The sequence below is a fragment of the Marinomonas ostreistagni genome, assembly GCF_016461785.1.
In the GTDB taxonomy this organism is placed as follows: domain Bacteria; phylum Pseudomonadota; class Gammaproteobacteria; order Pseudomonadales; family Marinomonadaceae; genus Marinomonas; species Marinomonas ostreistagni_A.
Genome location: NZ_JAEMUH010000003.1, coordinates 183981 through 199893 on the forward strand (window position 1 = coordinate 183981; position 15913 = coordinate 199893).

14 protein-coding genes are annotated in these 15913 nt (G+C 47.1%); 9 read left to right on the forward strand and 5 right to left on the reverse strand.

Going from position 1 to position 15913, the window contains the following annotated elements; all coding sequences use genetic code 11:
* Positions 1–8 precede the first annotated feature (8 nt).
* From zwf to JHD44_RS03995, 3 genes are all read left to right on the forward strand, one after another.
* The gene (zwf, locus tag JHD44_RS03985; protein WP_211342196.1) at positions 9–1487 is read left to right on the forward strand and encodes a glucose-6-phosphate dehydrogenase; all 1479 of its coding nucleotides are present in this window, start codon (positions 9–11) and stop codon (positions 1485–1487) included.
* Between the two features lie 18 nt (positions 1488–1505).
* Positions 1506–2129 carry a bifunctional 4-hydroxy-2-oxoglutarate aldolase/2-dehydro-3-deoxy-phosphogluconate aldolase gene (locus JHD44_RS03990; protein ID WP_133563418.1) on the forward strand — a complete coding sequence of 208 codons (624 nt, stop codon included), beginning with the start codon at positions 1506–1508 and terminating at the stop codon, positions 2127–2129.
* Positions 2130–2253: 124 nt separating this feature from the next.
* Positions 2254–2754 (forward strand): hypothetical protein, encoded by a 501-nt coding sequence (locus JHD44_RS03995; protein WP_199461304.1) that lies wholly within the window; start codon positions 2254–2256, stop codon positions 2752–2754.
* Between the two features lie 62 nt (positions 2755–2816).
* On the opposite strand, the gene JHD44_RS04000 is transcribed toward JHD44_RS03995, so the two are convergent.
* From JHD44_RS04000 to JHD44_RS04015, 4 genes are all read right to left on the reverse strand, one after another.
* Entirely contained in the window at positions 2817–3188 is a 372-nt protein-coding gene (locus JHD44_RS04000) for a glutathione S-transferase N-terminal domain-containing protein (RefSeq protein ID WP_199461305.1), read from the reverse strand.
* Positions 3189–3265: 77 nt separating this feature from the next.
* Entirely contained in the window at positions 3266–3703 is a 438-nt protein-coding gene (locus tag JHD44_RS04005) for a pseudoazurin (RefSeq protein WP_199461306.1), read from the reverse strand.
* 90 nt (positions 3704–3793) lie between these two features.
* Positions 3794–4888, reverse strand: a complete 1095-nt coding sequence (locus JHD44_RS04010) for an ABC transporter substrate-binding protein (RefSeq protein ID WP_199461307.1) — start codon at positions 4886–4888, stop codon at positions 3794–3796.
* 154 nt (positions 4889–5042) lie between these two features.
* Positions 5043–5957, reverse strand: coding sequence for a LysR family transcriptional regulator (locus JHD44_RS04015; RefSeq protein WP_199461308.1), 915 nt, complete (start codon positions 5955–5957; stop codon positions 5043–5045).
* 89 nt (positions 5958–6046) lie between these two features.
* Between JHD44_RS04015 and JHD44_RS04020 the strand changes: the two genes are divergently transcribed.
* The 4 genes from JHD44_RS04020 to JHD44_RS04035 all read left to right on the forward strand — a co-directional run bounded on the left by JHD44_RS04020 (position 6047) and on the right by JHD44_RS04035 (position 13477).
* Complete coding sequence (locus tag JHD44_RS04020) at positions 6047–7384, forward strand: aspartate aminotransferase family protein (protein WP_199461310.1); 1338 nt, start codon at positions 6047–6049, stop codon at positions 7382–7384.
* A gap of 46 nt (positions 7385–7430) precedes the next feature.
* Entirely contained in the window at positions 7431–8927 is a 1497-nt protein-coding gene (locus tag JHD44_RS04025) for a CoA-acylating methylmalonate-semialdehyde dehydrogenase (protein WP_199461312.1), read from the forward strand.
* A 250-nt stretch (positions 8928–9177) separates the two neighbouring features.
* Positions 9178–10323 carry an efflux RND transporter periplasmic adaptor subunit gene (locus JHD44_RS04030; protein WP_199461314.1) on the forward strand — a complete coding sequence of 382 codons (1146 nt, stop codon included), beginning with the start codon at positions 9178–9180 and terminating at the stop codon, positions 10321–10323.
* Between the two features lie 16 nt (positions 10324–10339).
* Positions 10340–13477 carry an efflux RND transporter permease subunit gene (locus JHD44_RS04035; RefSeq protein ID WP_199461316.1) on the forward strand — a complete coding sequence of 1046 codons (3138 nt, stop codon included), beginning with the start codon at positions 10340–10342 and terminating at the stop codon, positions 13475–13477.
* A gap of 62 nt (positions 13478–13539) precedes the next feature.
* On the opposite strand, the gene JHD44_RS04040 is transcribed toward JHD44_RS04035, so the two are convergent.
* Positions 13540–14466: a LysR family transcriptional regulator gene (locus JHD44_RS04040; protein WP_199461318.1), complete on the reverse strand. Its 927-nt coding sequence runs from the start codon at positions 14464–14466 to the stop codon at positions 13540–13542.
* 231 nt (positions 14467–14697) lie between these two features.
* Here JHD44_RS04040 and JHD44_RS04045 point away from each other — a divergent pair, with 231 nt between their 5' ends.
* On the forward strand, positions 14698–15141 hold the full coding sequence (locus JHD44_RS04045; RefSeq protein ID WP_199461320.1) for a YkvA family protein: 444 nt from the start codon (positions 14698–14700) through the stop codon (positions 15139–15141).
* Positions 15138–15830 carry an aspartate/glutamate racemase family protein gene (locus tag JHD44_RS04050; RefSeq protein ID WP_199461322.1) on the forward strand — a complete coding sequence of 231 codons (693 nt, stop codon included), beginning with the start codon at positions 15138–15140 and terminating at the stop codon, positions 15828–15830. Before JHD44_RS04045 ends, JHD44_RS04050 begins: the two co-directional genes overlap by 4 nt.
* The last annotated feature ends 83 nt before the right edge of the window (positions 15831–15913 follow it).

Below are 15913 nucleotides of genomic sequence, written 5' to 3' on the forward strand. Positions count from 1 at the left end.
GAGAGAAAATGATGAAGGCAAGTTTAAAAGCCTGTGATGTGGTGATTTTTGGTGGCGGTGGCGACTTGGCCATGCGCAAGCTTCTTCCAGCTCTCTATCATTTAGACCAAGACGGTCTGCTGGCAAAAAATACTCGCATTATTGGCGCATCACGTCGTGATATGAGTGCTGAAGATTACCAAGCAAAGGTTCGTGAAGCGCTGGACGAATTCGTACCGAAAAGTATTGGCGACGAGAAAACTTGGCCACGTTTCAAAGAGCGCTTGAGCTATGTTTCCGTAGACGCGCAACAAGAGTCAGACTTCGCTCGTTTCAACGATCACGGTGTGGGCTCTGACGACAAAGATGTGGTGTTCTACCTAGCGACTTCACCAGACTTGTTCGGTTCTATCTGTTCTTCCTTAGCCAACCATGGCCTAAATGAAGAGCGTATGCGTGTGGTACTTGAGAAGCCTCTAGGTCGTGATTTGACGTCTTCTCGTGCGATCAACGATGAAGTGACGCAGAACTTCGGCGAGAAACAAATTTTCCGTATCGACCATTACCTTGGCAAAGAAACAGTACAAAACCTATTGGCGATCCGCTTCGGTAACACGCTGTTTGAACCGCTTTGGTCAAGTGCGCACATCGATAACGTACAGATCACAGTGTCTGAAACCGTTGGCGTAGAGGGCCGTTGGGGCTACTACGACAAAGCCGGTGCGCTACGTGACATGGTTCAGAACCACCTTGTGCAATTGCTATGTTTGGTGGCGATGGAGCCTCCAGGGCGTAATGATGCTGACTCAGTACGTGATGAAAAAATCAAAGTATTGAAAGCACTGCGTCCGATCGAAGGTGCCAACGCTTACACGAAAACCGTACGCGGTCAGTATGCGAAAGGCATGATTAACGGCAAAGAAGTAAAAGGCTACTTTGACGAAGAAGGCTCAAACCCTGAGTCTCGTACAGAGACATTCGTGGCGCTTCGAGCTGATATTGATAACTGGCGTTGGGCCGGTGTTCCGTTCTACCTTCGTACCGGTAAGCGTCTCGGCCAGCGTTACTCTGAAATCGTGATCCAATACAAAGCGATTCCACACAGCATCTTTAATGATGAAAGTAACCGCCAGCTACAGCGTAACCAATTGATCATTCGTCTTCAGCCAGAAGAGAAAATCTCGCTAACGGTTATGAATAAAGTACCGGGTGCAGGTGAAGGTATGAACCTTCAGCCAGTGGACTTGAACCTAAGTTTGAGTGAAGCCTTCCAAAACAAACGTAGCCCAGAAGCATACGAGCGTCTGTTGCTTGATGTAATGCGCGATGATGCAACTTTGTTCATGCGCTACGACGAAGTAGAAGCGGCTTGGAAATGGGTAGATGGCATCATGGCCGCTTGGAATCAAACCAGTGAGCGTCCAAAAGAGTACGCATCAGGCTCTTGGGGGCCGGCTGCGTCCATGGCATTACCAATTAAAGATGGCCGTAACTGGCACGACTATTAAGCAAAAGGGGATTTACCTATGACGACTTACACTGCAGCTCAAGTTATGACTGCCACACCAGTTGTTCCAGTGATTGTTGTAGACGATGTAGAACAAGCGGTAAACCTAGGTAAAGCGTTGGTTGCTGGTGGCGTTCCAGTTCTTGAGGTAACACTTCGTACTGAAGCAGCGCTTGAAGCGATTACAGCTCTGCGTAAGGAAGTACCAGAAGCGATTGTTGGTGCGGGTACAGTTTGTTCACGTGAGCAATACATTCAAGCCGTTGAAGCGGGTTCACAGTTCATTATCAGCCCAGGATTAACGCCTGATCTGTTAAAAGTAGGCAAAGAATACGATATTCCTTATCTACCTGCTGTGGCGACGATTTCCGATATTTTGCTAGGTCTTGAATACGGTTACGACCATTTCAAATTCTTCCCAGCTGAAGTGAATGGTGGTGTGAAAGCCCTTAAAGCGTTCTCAGGTCCGCTGCCGCAAATCCGTTTTTGCCCAACAGGTGGCATTAATGAGAAAAACTTTAAAGACTATCTAGCCCTAGACAGCGTGCTGTGTGTGGGTGGTTCTTGGATCGTGCCGACTGATCTTGTTAAAGCAGGCAAATGGGACGAGATTACTGAGCTAGCGAAGTCTGTACAACAGTAATCGGTAGTTCAACCTTACCGTTCCAAAATGCCCCACTTTGAGTGGGGCATTTTTGTTTCTAGCGTTCAGTTTAAGGCAACTTTACAGTATGCTGTCGATGTTAATAGATAAACGGAGTCTGCTCATGAAGCGAGCAATTACAGTATTAGCACTTGCTGCTTGTCTCCCTCTAGTGGGGTGCGCATCTAAGACAATAACAGAACCTTTAGTGGTAGGTGACCGAATCGCTCTTGAGGGGCTTAGCAACCAATACGGCGAGACCTTTGATTCAGGGAGTGAACTTAAGAACCTATTATTTGTTACTGGGATGGGGGCTAAGGATTTAGCACAGACAAGCCTCAAAAGCATCGATAAAAACTGTATGGAACAGGGCGAATTGGTTTATCTAGCTGACATCAGTGGTATGCCAAGCTTGATCAGCAAAATGGTCGCGATTCCCAAAATGAAGAATTACGATTACCCGATTTTATTAGACAAAGAGGGTAGTATCTCCGCTAAGCTTCCAGCGAAAGAAGATCAAGTGACGCTCGTTAAACTGGATCAAAATATGATTCATTCCACTCAATTTTTTGCTGACTCAATAACACTGACACAAGCATTAATCAGTGTCTGTGGCCAAAAATAGACATCAATAGTCCCATAATGAAGTGATTCAGTTTGGGACTTTTTCGATAGACTTAAGATGCATTATGCGAATCGGTTTTCTAGATAGCGAATGATTTCTTTAGAATCGTACATCCACTGGACGTTGCCGTTTTCTGAAATACGTAAGCAAGGGACTTTTACTTGCCCGCCGCCAGCTTGCAATTCTTCACGGTAAGGAGAGCCTTCCGAAGCACTGCGCTTCTCAATAGGAAGGTTGAGCTTGTACATAGCGCGTCGAGTTTTAGTGCAAAACGGGCAAGCTGTGAATTGGTATAAAGTTAGGTCTTTAGTCGCTTCGTTGACAGCTAATTGTTCTGCCTCAGGACGTTTCTTTTTGCTCCCACGCGTGACCACATCGACCAACACAATAAGACCGCCTAAAAGGTTGCGAATCAACTTTACCAAGTATTTCATCTCTTACTCTCTATTCATTGGAATGTTCGGGGGCTCATTCTAACGATAAAGTCGATGTGGTTTAAGTAGTGAAACGCTTAATTTTTAATCTGTGCAACGATGGCATCAGCACGCTCTGGTGATAGTGCAATTTTAGAGCGTAAGCGTGGGTACTTTTGTTCAATGACGTCGATATTACTCGCATTTCCGACTTGAATAACCCCAATCATGCCCATCATCAAATGTGGCGGGCAGTAATACAGGTGAATCCCTTCTTGCGAAAGGGTTAACGTGTAGATCTCATTGAGCGGGCTAGTCCACTGTTTGGCTTGCTCAGGAACCACGTAGGATTTGGCATTATGGCCCGATTGGGTTGGCACAAAGGTGACGGTATCACCGACTTGAGCATGGACGTAGCTGGGTTCAAATACCATGGAACCGGCGTCACCATAGTTTAACATTTGGATTTGCCAATCTTTGGCAGAGGCGAAAGAAGAGAGCAGCGCCAGACTCAACAGAGAAAGTATTTTGGACATTCTTAACCTCATCAGAAATTTTTGATGGAACACTCGATAGCGTCAAAGACTAGACGCTATCGAGTGTTAGGAAAATGCTGTGAACAGGGCTTATTTCGTCAGGCTGACAGCAAATGTTCCTGAAGGCGTTACAGGTAGGTAACGCTGGTAGAAATCTAGGTAGTTTTGTTCAGGCGTTAGGTCAGCAAACAGCTCTGGGTATTGAGCTTTGGCGATAAATTGCAGCATGCTACCGTCCAGAATAGTACGCGAAGCGCCTTGATAAATACCGTATACGCGCTGAGACTTAACAGCACTTAGGTCTTCCCAACCAGGGCGTTTGGTAAAGCCTGCAAGACGCTGTTGCGCAACCTTACGATCAATGCCTTGACCCATCACCATAGCGTCTGATTTTTTACCGCTTTCGGTACCTGCGATAAAGATCACTTCAGGGTTAGAGGCAATCACTTGTTCAGGGTTAATCGGTCCCCACCATTCCACAAACGGCGCAGCGATGTTATCGCCACCTGCGCTAGAGACCATGGCACCCCACATGTTTTTGCCGTAGGTAAATGAGTACTCACTTGGGCCTTGGTTACCGAACTCAATGTAAGTGCGTGGTTTCTTTAAATCCGCGTCAGCAATCTTAGCGTGAATATCCGTGACCAGAGCTTCGTATTCGTCAGCGATCTTATCTGCACGAGCTTCTTGGCCAGTTAGTTCACCGATGATGTGTGTACTTTGTAAATGGCGCTCAAGGGTTTGCGCATTGTAATCCACCACCACGATTGGAATGCCCGCATCTTCCAGTGTATCAACGTCCATACCTAGGCCTTTGTACTGCCAATCAGCTAGTAGTACGACATCTGGATTGAGGCTGAGTACTTTCTCCACAGAGAAGGTTTGTGATTCGATTTCACCCACGTCTGAGATGTCTTTTAGGGAAGGGCGGTAGTCTGTGTAAAGCTTCCAGCTCGCTGGGCGCCATGCTTCCCATGTGTCACGGGAAATACCGACTACGTTGTCATAGGCTTGCTCTGTACCGATGGCCATATAGTCCTCGGCATAAAAACCTAAGACAACTCGTTGAGCTGGGACATCAATGTCGACGGAACGGCCTAAAACATCCTTGATGGTGGTCATTTCGGCTTGTGCAGCACCGCTTATCAAGGTGGCACTTAGGGCGGCTAGAGCAAAGGTTTTCATATGATCCTAATCCTATTGGCGTGTGAAAACTAAAAAACGGCGCCATTAAACATTAGGATTGTTTTTTATGCAAATAGTTCTCGTTATCGATTTGAATCTTGCTTGCTAGCTTTGCGTTGATCAATCTTATTAGCTGGCTAGTACTGACCAGCCATTAGTCTGCACCAACACATTCTAAGAACTGATTTAATATTTGGTTAAACTGAGCGCCACGTTTTGTGGTGAGGTTAATTTCAGACTCGAAATAATACTGTTCGGGCAGTAAGGCTTTCATGCGACCTTTAGATACCCAATATTCTGCGTAGTGCTCTGGCAAAAAGCCGATGTAAGTCCCTGTGAGTATCAAGAAGGCGATACCTTCGTGATCTGATGCCGTCGCACAGCAGTTTAACTTTTGATGCATGGCGATGGCATCTGGGGTCATGCGGTGACTCGTCACCACAGTGTTGCTGTGGTTCAAAGTGGACTGGTCGGGTTGAGGTTGTATGAACAATGGGTGTTGGTCGCTACAAAACAAATAGTAACGCTCGGTGTAAAGCGGGCGATACTCAAGCCCAGATACTTTATTGGTAGAAGGCACTGCTCCTACGTGAAAGCGACCATCGATCACGCCTTTTTCAATGTCGCTTGGCGTGGACATGGTAATGTTGATGTTAATTTTATCACTCAAAGCACGCACATCCTTCAGTGCATGTGTGATACGCATTTGCGGTTGTGTGACGAGGTTATTTACCAACGCTATGTTTAAATCGCCACGTAGATCATTGTTGATCTGATTCACATCACTGCGAAATTGCTCTATCGATGCCAAGAGTACTTCCGCCAGATTGAGTACCGCCTCTCCTTCTTCAGTAAGAGTAATGCCACCTCTGCCTCGATGGCAGAGTTTCATACCTAAGCGCTTTTCTAAGTCACTCATCTGAATAGAAATGGCAGATTTGGTGATGCCTAAAATCGACTCTGCTGCGGTATAGCTACCACACTCAATCACGGTTTTAAACAAACGAATCAGCTTGATATCAAAATCGGTAATTTGATTAATGATGGCGCGCTTCTTTTTGTTTTGCATTTACTTAACCTGAGTGTAGTAAGTTTGTATTTAACTTAACCTAAATCCGTGAGAAAAAATACCCATACCAACTTACGGAGTGTTTCACAATGAGTCTGTTTCAATTTTCAAATGGCGAGTCTGTTGATCTAAGTGCGCATTGGATGCCTTTCTCGGCGAACCGTCAATTTCATCAGACGCCACGTATCATCACGCAGGCTTCAGGCTCATGGTTCAAAGATAAAGACGGCCGAGATATTTATGATTCATTGTCTGGCCTTTGGACCTGTGGTGCCGGTCACTCTCGTGCCGAAATTCAAAAAGCCGTCGCTGAGCAATTAGGCACATTGGATTACTCACCTGCGTTCCAATTCGGTCATGAGCTGTCTTTTAAATTGGCTGAGCGCATTGTTGCCAAAACCCCAGCAGGTCTTGATCACGTGATCTTCACTGGTTCCGGTTCTGAAAGTGCGGACACTTCGTTGAAGCTTGCGCGTGCATATTGGCGTGCTAAAGGTAAGCCAAGCAAAACCAAGCTGATTGGTCGTGCTCGTGGCTACCATGGGGTAAACATTGGCGGTACTAGCCTAGGTGGCATTAACGGTAACCGTAAAACATTTGGTCAGTTGTTCGATGCCGATCATATTCCCCACACACTACAGCCAGAGCTTGCTTTTACAAAAGGCATGGCGCAAACCGGTGGTGTGGCGCTAGCGAATGAGTTTCTGAAACTGATCGAATTACATGATGCATCGAACATCGCGGCCATTATCGTTGAGCCAATGTCTGGTTCGGCAGGTGTGATTGTACCGCCAGTAGGCTACTTACAGCGTCTACGTGAAATCTGTGACCAGCACGACATTCTGCTGATTTTCGATGAGGTGATCACCGCGTTTGGTCGTATGGGTAAATGGACCGGTGCAGAGTTCTTTGGTGTCACGCCAGACATTATGAACACGGCTAAGCAGATTACCAACGGCGCGATTCCAATGGGTGCTGTAATCGCTTCCAAAGAGATTTACCAAACCTTTATGGAGCAAGATCTAGCAGGACATGCCATTGAATTTGCTCATGGTTACACCTACTCAGCGCACCCGGTGGCTTGTGCTGCGGCCTTGGCTACACTGGATCTATTAGAGCGAGATCACTTTATTCAACAATCGGCAGAGCTTGCGCCCATTTTTGAAGACAAACTGCACGCACTAAAAGGCACCAAGCACATCATCGACATCCGTAACTGTGGTCTAGCGGGGGCATTGCAGATTCAACCGAAAGACGGTGATCCAACGGCACGTCCTTACCAAGCGATGTTGGCACTTTGGGACAAAGGTTTTTACGTTCGTGCTGGCGGCGATACGTTGCAGTTTGGTCCGACATTTAATGCTCAACCTGATGACTTAGAGCGCTTATTCAATGCGGTTCAAGAAACATTGCAGTCATTAGATTAAGTTTTTACTTATTAAACATACGAATTCAGAAAAGGTATCGAATATTATGCAAACCGTAACACATCTAATTGCCGGCGAAATGGTTAGCCACAGCAACGAGACAATTGAAGTATTTAACCCTGCGACGGGCAAAGTTACTTGCCTAATGGAAATGGGCAATCAAGAAACGGTGGCTCAAGCAATCAAAGCGGCTGAAGCGGCTTTGCCAGCATGGAAGCAAACGCCACCGCTAAAACGTGCTCGTGTGATGTTCCGTTTTAAAGAGCTGTTAGAAGCCAATAAAGACACCATCGCAAAATTGATCAGTGAAGAACACGGTAAAACCATTCCTGATGCGTTAGGTGAACTCCAACGTGGTATCGAAAACGTGGAGTACGCTTGTGGTGCGCCAGAGTTTTTGAAAGGTGAATACTCCAGCACAACAGGCCCAGGTATCAACGCGTGGAGCGACAGCAAGCCAGTAGGCACTGTCGCAGGTATCACGCCATTCAACTTTCCTGCGATGGTGCCACTGTGGATGTACCCGCTGGCAATCGTGTGTGGTAACTGTTTCATTCTAAAACCTTCTGAGAAGGATCCAAGCTCTACTCTCTACATTGCTAAGTTGCTTGACGAAGCAGGTTTACCAAAAGGGGTGATGAGTGTCGTCAATGGTGGCAAGGATGTGGTGGATGCGTTGATTCAAGCACCACAAGTAAAAGCGATGAGCTTCGTTGGCTCCACGCCCGTTGCGGAATACATCTACTCACAAGGCACAGCGAACGGTAAGCGTGTGCAAGCGCTAGGTGGTGCGAAAAACCACGCGATTGTGATGCCTGATGCAGAACTGGATGGTGCGGTAAGCGCCTTGATGGGCGCGGCGTTTGGCTCTTGTGGTGAGCGTTGTATGGCGATTTCTGTTGCCGTGTGTGTCGGTGATGAAACGGCGGATCGTCTAATTGCCAAACTTACACCTCAGATTAATGAACTGCGCGTGGGGGCTTACACTCAGGATGGCGTAGAAATGGGTCCACTGATTTCAAAAGAGCATTTTGAGAAAGTAACGCACTACGTCAACGAAGGCGTGGCAAGCGGCGCTGATTTGTTGGTTGATGGTCGTAACTTGAAAGTAGAAGGTCATGAAGAAGGTTACTTTATTGGCGGTTGTCTATTCGACAATGTGACCACGGACATGAGTATTTACAAAGAAGAAATCTTTGGTCCAGTGCTTTGTGTGGTGCGCGTGAACAGCCTTGAAGAAGGTATCGCTTTGATCAATGAACATGAGTACGGCAACGGTACTTGTATCTTTACTCGTGACGGTGAAGCGGCCGAATTGTTCTGCGACGAAGTGGAAGCCGGCATGGTGGGTGTTAACGTGCCACTACCAGTGCCAGTGGCATCGCACAGTTTTGGCGGCTGGAAACGTTCTTTGTTCGGTGACCTGCATGCTTACGGTCCTGATGGCGTGCGTTTCTATACTCGCAAGAAAGCAATCAGCCAACGTTGGCCGAAACGCGCTTCCCATGAAGCGGCGCAGTTTGCTTTCCCAAGTCAGCAGTAGTTGATGTACCAAACCTCCGGGGCAGGATAGTATGACTGTTATCTGCTCAACCTTGAATGGCGCTGTCTCTTAGAGATAGCGCCATTTTTTTGCTATTGGCTGACCAACTGGTCAAGCGCTTTTGGCTAACTTTCCTTTTAACTTTAGGTTTAAACCAATTCAACTTGGTGCTGGCTACAGAGTTAAAGGCCATTCGTAGATACTTGCCGACTTTCTTTTGAAGCTATCGTGACCAACGGGAGTTAGGTACATGTCTTTGCGAATATTTTCTGTCTTGTTTTTAGCAACTGTCTTGGTTGGCTGCACGGCTGAGGCGGATTCAACGGTTGCAACGCAGCCCCCAGCTCAGCCTGTTGATGTGGCAAAAGTGGTCTATGCCCAATACAGTCCTGAGTACACCTTTACCACACGTTTAGAATCGCCCCAGCAGGTGGATTTACGTCCGCGTGTGTCAGGCGTCATTGATGCGGTGTCGTTTAAAGAAGGGAGTCGCGTCAAACGTGGTGACCTATTGTTCAAAATCGATCCGCGACCCTTTTCAGCTGAAGTTGCTCGTCTGACCGCAGAGTTGAATCGCGCGCAAGCGGCTTTAAGCCAAGCGCAATCCGAAGCAGATCGCGCCAAAAGCTTACAAGGTCGTAACGCGATGTCAGCGGAGCAAGCGGAGTCGAGAGTCTCCCTTGCACAGCAGCGTCGTGCCGAGCTTGCCTCCGTCCAGGCTGCATTGGAAGCTGCTCTGTTAAACCTACAGTTTACCGAAGTACGTGCGCCGATTGATGGGCAAGTCTCAAATGCTTTCATCACAGCGGGTAACAACGTTCAAGCGGGTCAAAGTGTGCTAACGACGTTAGTCGCGACAGATTCTCTATATGCGTACTTTGATGTGGACGAGCGCACTTGGAACAGTGCTTTCTCTCAAGTCAAAGCAGATGGTCAAACCAAAGCAACGATGATGCTTTCTGGTCAAGCTCAGACGGAGTATCAGGGCTACCTAGACTTCATTGATAACCAGATCAATGTCGAGAGCGGCACACTACGTGTTCGTGCTTTGTTTAAGTCAGACAGTGAAGCACTTCGCCCTGGGGCCTTCGCACGTATCCAGCTGCAAGCAGTGGCTAGCCAGCCAACTATTTTAGTCCCAGATCGTGCCGTCGGAACCGATCTAGAGAATCGTTTTGTATTGGTTGTAAATCAAGACAATGTTTTGGAATACCGCCAAGTACAGCTAGGACGTAGAGAAGGGGATTTACGAGTGATTGAATCTGGCTTACAGCCTAATGAGCGCATCGCAGTTAACGGCCCAGCTCGCGTTGGACCAGGTATGACCATTGCTCCTAGGGATGTGTCGATTAAAACGGCTGAGTTGGCCTTAGCATCCGCTAAACCATCGGCGTAACAAGAGCTTTTCTAACATGAAATTCAGTCACTTTTTTATCAGTCGACCTATTTTTGCGGCGATGCTGTCTTTGCTGATTCTGATCGGCGGCGGCATTTCCCTATTTCAGTTGCCTGTCAGTGAATATCCAGAAGTTGTCCCACCCACTGTGGTCGTAACGGCCAACTATCCTGGTGCCAACCCTAAAGTTATCGCTGAAACCGTTGCCGCGCCTCTGGAACAAGAAATGAATGGCGTGGAAAACATGTTGTACATGTTTTCTCAAGCGACGACCGATGGACGCATGACTTTAACCCTGACGTTCGCTTTGGGAACGGACTTGGATCGTGCTCAGGTACAGGTGCAAAACCGTGTCTCCAGTGCTTTACCAAGATTGCCAGAGGAAGTGCAGCGACTTGGGGTGGTCGCTGAGAAATCGTCGCCTAACTTAACCATGGTGGTACATCTGTTCTCGCCTGAGGGTGATCGCGATATTAGCTATCTATCAAACTACGCAGATATTTATATCAAAGACGCTTTGGCGCGTTTGCCGGGCGTGGGTGATGTACAGATGTTCGGTGGTGGTAAATATTCCATGCGCTTATGGCTTGATCCTGACGCTTTAGCTTCCCGTGACTTGATTCCAAGTGATGTGGTGCAGGCCGTTAGGGAACAAAACCAGCAAGTCGCTGCGGGCAGTTTAGGTGCTCAACCCGTCGCTAACGACAGTGAATTCCAAATCTTATTGAATGTGAAAGGTCGTCTTGAAAGTATTGATGAATTTGAAAACATCATCGTTCAAGTCAATGATAATGGCGCTATCACACGTCTAAAAGATGTGGCTAGGATCGAGCTTGGACAGGATTCCTATTCTCTTCGTGCGCTACTGAACGGTCAAACTGCGGTCGCCATTCCTATTTTCCAACGACCAGGTTCGAATGCCATTGAGTTGTCGAACCAAGTTCGAGCGCAAATGGACGAGTTGTCCCAGAGTTTTCCTCAAGGGGTCGACTATGCGATTGCTTACGACCCGACAGTCTTTGTGCGTGGTTCCATTGATGCGGTGATCAATACGTTACTAGAAGCGATTGTCCTAGTCGTAATTGTGGTGATTCTATTCCTACAAACATGGCGCGCCTCGATCATTCCATTAATTGCCGTGCCCGTTTCCTTGGTCGGTACGTTTGCCGTCATGCAGTGGCTTGGGGTCTCAATCAACACCTTGTCTTTGTTTGGCTTGGTTCTAGCCATCGGTATCGTGGTGGATGATGCCATTGTCGTGGTGGAAAACGTCGAGCGTAATATCGAGAATGGTTTGTCGCCAGTGGCAGCCACTAGACAAGCCATGAGTGAGGTCACCGGACCGATCATAGCCATTGCTTTAGTGCTGTGTGCGGTGTTTATTCCAACAGCGTTTATACAGGGCTTAAGTGGCCAGTTTTACAAACAGTTCGCACTAACGATTACGATTTCGACACTGATTTCTGCGTTTAACTCACTAACCTTATCGCCTGCGTTATCCGCTATTTTGCTGCGCTCTCATGATGCCAAACCCGATGCGTTAACACGTGTTATGAACGCCATATTTGGTCGTTGGTTGTTTACACCGTTTAACCGCCTATTTGATCGTGGTGGGCGAGCATACGAGAAGGGTGTGAAAAAGCTGATTCGATTAGGTGTGGTGGTTGGCGTTGTATACGTGGGCTTGCTTGGTGGCACGTTCAAATTATTCGATGAGGTGCCAGGTGGTTTTATCCCGATTCAGGATAAGCAGTACTTGGTTGCGATTGCTCAGTTACCAGACGCGGCAAGTTTAGATCGAACAGAAGCCGTGGTACGTGAAATGGAACAAATTGCATTGGCGACACCAGGTGTTATGCAAACCGTGTCATTTCCTGGCCTTTCGGTGAATGGTTTTACCAACAGTTCAAACAGTGCCATTGTCTTTGTGACACTGGATGAGTTTGCTGAGCGTAAAGCGCCAGAATTGTCTGCTGGAGCCATTGCAGGCCAATTGAATGGTCGCTTCAGCACCATTGATGAGGCATTTGTGGCGATCTTTCCACCGCCGCCTATTTTAGGGCTTGGCTCAACTGGGGGCTTTAAACTACAGATTGAAGATCGTGCCAGCCTAGGCTTTGATGCCTTGTTTGCCAATCTGCAAAAAGTCATGAATGCGGCTTACCAAGATCCAGCCTTAACCGGCGTGTTCTCAAGTTTCCGTATTCAGGTTCCGCAAATGGACATTGAAGTGGATCGTGATCAGGCCTTGTTGCAAGGCATTCCTCTGGATCAGGTATTTGAAACGCTGCAGATCTACTTGGGTTCAGCGTACGTCAACGATTTCAATTTATTTGGCAAAACCTATCAGGTAAATGCCCAAGCTGAAGCTGAACATAGGGTGGACCCCGAGCAGATTTTGCGCTTAAAGGTCCGCAATAATGTCGGAGCGATGGTGCCGTTAGGATCTATTCTAACCGTGGAGCCAACCATTGGTCCGGATCGTGTGATGCACTATAACGGTTACCCTACCGCTGAGTTAAATGGTAACCCAGCCCCTGGGTACAGCTCGGATCAGGCACAGGCGGCCATTCAGAAAATTCTAAATGAGCAGCTTGATAAAGGCATGGCGTTTGAATGGACAGAAGTGACGTACCAACAGATATTGGCAGGTAATACCATGGTGTATATCTTCCCGTTGGTGGTACTGCTTGTGTTTATGGTGCTGGCAGCACAGTACGAGAGTCTTACGCTGCCGCTAGCGATCATTTTGATTGTACCGATGACCATTTTATCTGCTTTAGCAGGTGTATGGTTAACGTCAGGGGACAACAATATTTTCACTCGGGTAGCTTTAATCGTACTGGTTGCTTTGGCCAGTAAAAATGCCATCCTGATGGTTGAATTTGCGCGTGATAAACGTCATCAAGGTGAGTCTCGCTTAGAAGCGATACTGTCTGCCTGTCGTTTGCGTTTACGTCCGATCCTGATGACATCCATTGCCTTCACCGCAGGCGTGGTGCCATTGGTATTAGCTACCGGCGCGGGGGCAGAAATGCGTCAGGCGATGGGGGTGGCTGTATTCTCTGGCATGATTGGTGTTACGGTGTTTGGTTTATTGTTTACACCGGTTTTTTACATGGCCATGACCGCTTTGGAACGAAAGAAGTCCTAGTCAAAAGAATACTGACGACTCTGCAAAAAGGGGGCTCCAATTTTGGAGCCCCCTTTTGTTTGTTATAGATTGTGAATCATATCTTCGAGTTCATGAGGACACTGGTCTTTTACATTCGCCAGCATGTAATCAATAAACACACGGGTTTTGGCCGGTAGGTAATGTCGTGAAGAATAGTAAATCATGACGCGGATTGGATCGGCTTCGTAGTCTTTCAAAATACGACGAAAACCACCTTGTTCTAAGCATGTTTCATAATTACCGACGCCAACGGCGGCAATGCCAACCCCCATTTCCACCGCGGTCATGGCAGCTGAGAGGTTGTTGACGATCAGATTGCCTTCCGGTTCCATTTGAATTTGCTCACCGTCGATTCGAAAATTCCAGACTTTCTTTTTTCCAGTGGTGTCTGAACGGTAGGCAATGCAGTTGTGTTGTAGCAGATCTTGCGGGCAAGAAGGCTCACCATACTTACGGATGTACTCGCGGTTGGCCACCAAAACTGGCTGGAGAGAGTAGAACTCTCTAGCAATCAGTGCACTATCAACATTGCCTAGGATACCAATACCAACATCGGCTCCTTCTTTAACGAGATCTCCCATACGGTCGTCAAACTTTAAGTCCAACTCAATATCAGGATATTTCTTGAGAAAATCAGGCACTAACGGCAGTACAAACATGCGTCCAAAACTGTCCGGAAGATTCACTTTCAAACGCCCATGAGGGGCTTTTTGTTTGTCGGTACTGAGACGAATTTGATCCTCAAGTTGCTCTATCAAATGCCCGGTGCGTTTGTAGAGTTCCTGACCGTCTTCGGTCAAGGTGAGGGAGTGAGTAGAGCGATGAAACAGTCGTAATTCTAAGTTTTTCTCAAGCTGCGAAATGGATTTACTGATGGCGGCCGAAGACACGCCCAGCAATCTTGCTGCACTGGAGAAACTGCCGTTTTTCACCACCGTGTTAAAAATATTTAGCTGGTTTGGAATCATTAACGGGCCTTCCAAGAAAAAAATAAAGCCAAGCGGAAGAGGGTCCGTAGGGGCTTTTGATTGATTGAAAAGTATACCATTTTCATGCTTAGTTTGGCGGATTTAATAGACCCTAATGCCGAGTTAAATGAGGAAAAAAACGGGCTTAATTTATGAATTGATAGGCTTATCTATGGCTTTTCACAGAGAGTATGTCAGGCTGAATAAATCAACGAAAAATAGGAGGTGGCTATGCAGTTTAGTCGATTTCAATTTCGAAAGTGCGCAGAGTCTAAGGACAAGAATCGCGACTTTATCGCCGAAGAACCTATTTCCCTAGATCAAGCAGCGCAAGAGTATGCGGTAAAATATGATGAGCTCAACTTTTGGCAAAAATGTAAACGCTATGCTAATCGCATCGGGCGAGCGGGATTAGAGAAAGTATTCAGCCTCTATTACGCCACCCAACATAAGGACTGTACCTTAGCACAAAAAGCAGCAATCTATGGGGCGTTGGGGTATCTGCTCACGCCTATTGATGTAATCCCCGACTTGACGCCATTTTTCGGTTACAGTGATGGCATCAGTTTGATCAGCAGCGCCTTAATTGCCGTGGCTTCTTTAATTGATGATGGCGTCAAAGAAAAAGCTAAGGTCAAAGTGGAACAATTAATAGGGGAAACGGAGTCAGAATGAAAACAATCGGATTATTAGGTGGCATGAGCTGGGAAAGCACACAGGGATATTATCGGGCCATTAATGAGGGTGTGAAAGAAGCCCTAGGCGGTCTGCACTCTGCCAAGCTGGTACTGAATAGTGTGGATTTTGCTGAAATAGAAGCCTGCCAACAAAGCGGAGACTGGCGCAAGGCAGGAGAGATACTGGCTCAAGCTGCCCAAGGAGTCGAGGCAGCGGGAGCGGACTGTCTGCTAATTTGTACCAACACCATGCACAAAGTGGCAGAGGACATTGATGATGCGATCTCCATTCCACTTATCCATATCGCAGATGCCACCGGTGAGGCTTTAAAGCAAGCAGGCGTTAAACGAGTCGGGCTGCTGGGAACCGCATTCACTATGGAGCAAGACTTTTATAAAGGTCGCCTAAGTGAGCGTTATGATTTAGAAGTATTGGTGCCCAAAGCAGAAGATCGGGCTCTGATTCACCGAGTGATTTTCCAAGAGCTATGTGTTGGCATTACAACGAATGCCTCAAAAGCTGAATACTTACGTATTATTGAAGCGTTAAAAGAGCAGGGCGCTGAAGCGGTGATACTAGGATGCACTGAAATTGGCATGCTGGTCACCCAGGCTGATACAGATACTCCGTTGTTTGATACTACTGAGATTCATGCGGGTGCGGCGGTTACTTTTGCATTAAAGTAAATAATCCATTAACTATCTGGTTTTCTTTTGCCATATTTGATCCTTAATAGAGTGTTATGTTTAAAGCCTAATATCACTCACTA

Coding starts and splice junctions, on each gene's coding strand:
- zwf (WP_211342196.1), top strand. CDS start 9: ATGATGAAGGCAAGTTTAAAAGCCTGTGATGTGGTGATTTTTGGTGGC.
- JHD44_RS03990 (WP_133563418.1), top strand. CDS start 1,506: ATGACGACTTACACTGCAGCTCAAGTTATGACTGCCACACCAGTTGTT.
- JHD44_RS03995 (WP_199461304.1), top strand. CDS start 2,254: ATGAAGCGAGCAATTACAGTATTAGCACTTGCTGCTTGTCTCCCTCTA.
- JHD44_RS04000 (WP_199461305.1), bottom strand. CDS start 3,188: ATGAAATACTTGGTAAAGTTGATTCGCAACCTTTTAGGCGGTCTTATT.
- JHD44_RS04005 (WP_199461306.1), bottom strand. CDS start 3,703: ATGTCCAAAATACTTTCTCTGTTGAGTCTGGCGCTGCTCTCTTCTTTC.
- JHD44_RS04010 (WP_199461307.1), bottom strand. CDS start 4,888: ATGAAAACCTTTGCTCTAGCCGCCCTAAGTGCCACCTTGATAAGCGGT.
- JHD44_RS04015 (WP_199461308.1), bottom strand. CDS start 5,957: ATGCAAAACAAAAAGAAGCGCGCCATCATTAATCAAATTACCGATTTT.
- JHD44_RS04020 (WP_199461310.1), top strand. CDS start 6,047: ATGAGTCTGTTTCAATTTTCAAATGGCGAGTCTGTTGATCTAAGTGCG.
- JHD44_RS04025 (WP_199461312.1), top strand. CDS start 7,431: ATGCAAACCGTAACACATCTAATTGCCGGCGAAATGGTTAGCCACAGC.
- JHD44_RS04030 (WP_199461314.1), top strand. CDS start 9,178: ATGTCTTTGCGAATATTTTCTGTCTTGTTTTTAGCAACTGTCTTGGTT.
- JHD44_RS04035 (WP_199461316.1), top strand. CDS start 10,340: ATGAAATTCAGTCACTTTTTTATCAGTCGACCTATTTTTGCGGCGATG.
- JHD44_RS04040 (WP_199461318.1), bottom strand. CDS start 14,466: ATGATTCCAAACCAGCTAAATATTTTTAACACGGTGGTGAAAAACGGC.
- JHD44_RS04045 (WP_199461320.1), top strand. CDS start 14,698: ATGCAGTTTAGTCGATTTCAATTTCGAAAGTGCGCAGAGTCTAAGGAC.
- JHD44_RS04050 (WP_199461322.1), top strand. CDS start 15,138: ATGAAAACAATCGGATTATTAGGTGGCATGAGCTGGGAAAGCACACAG.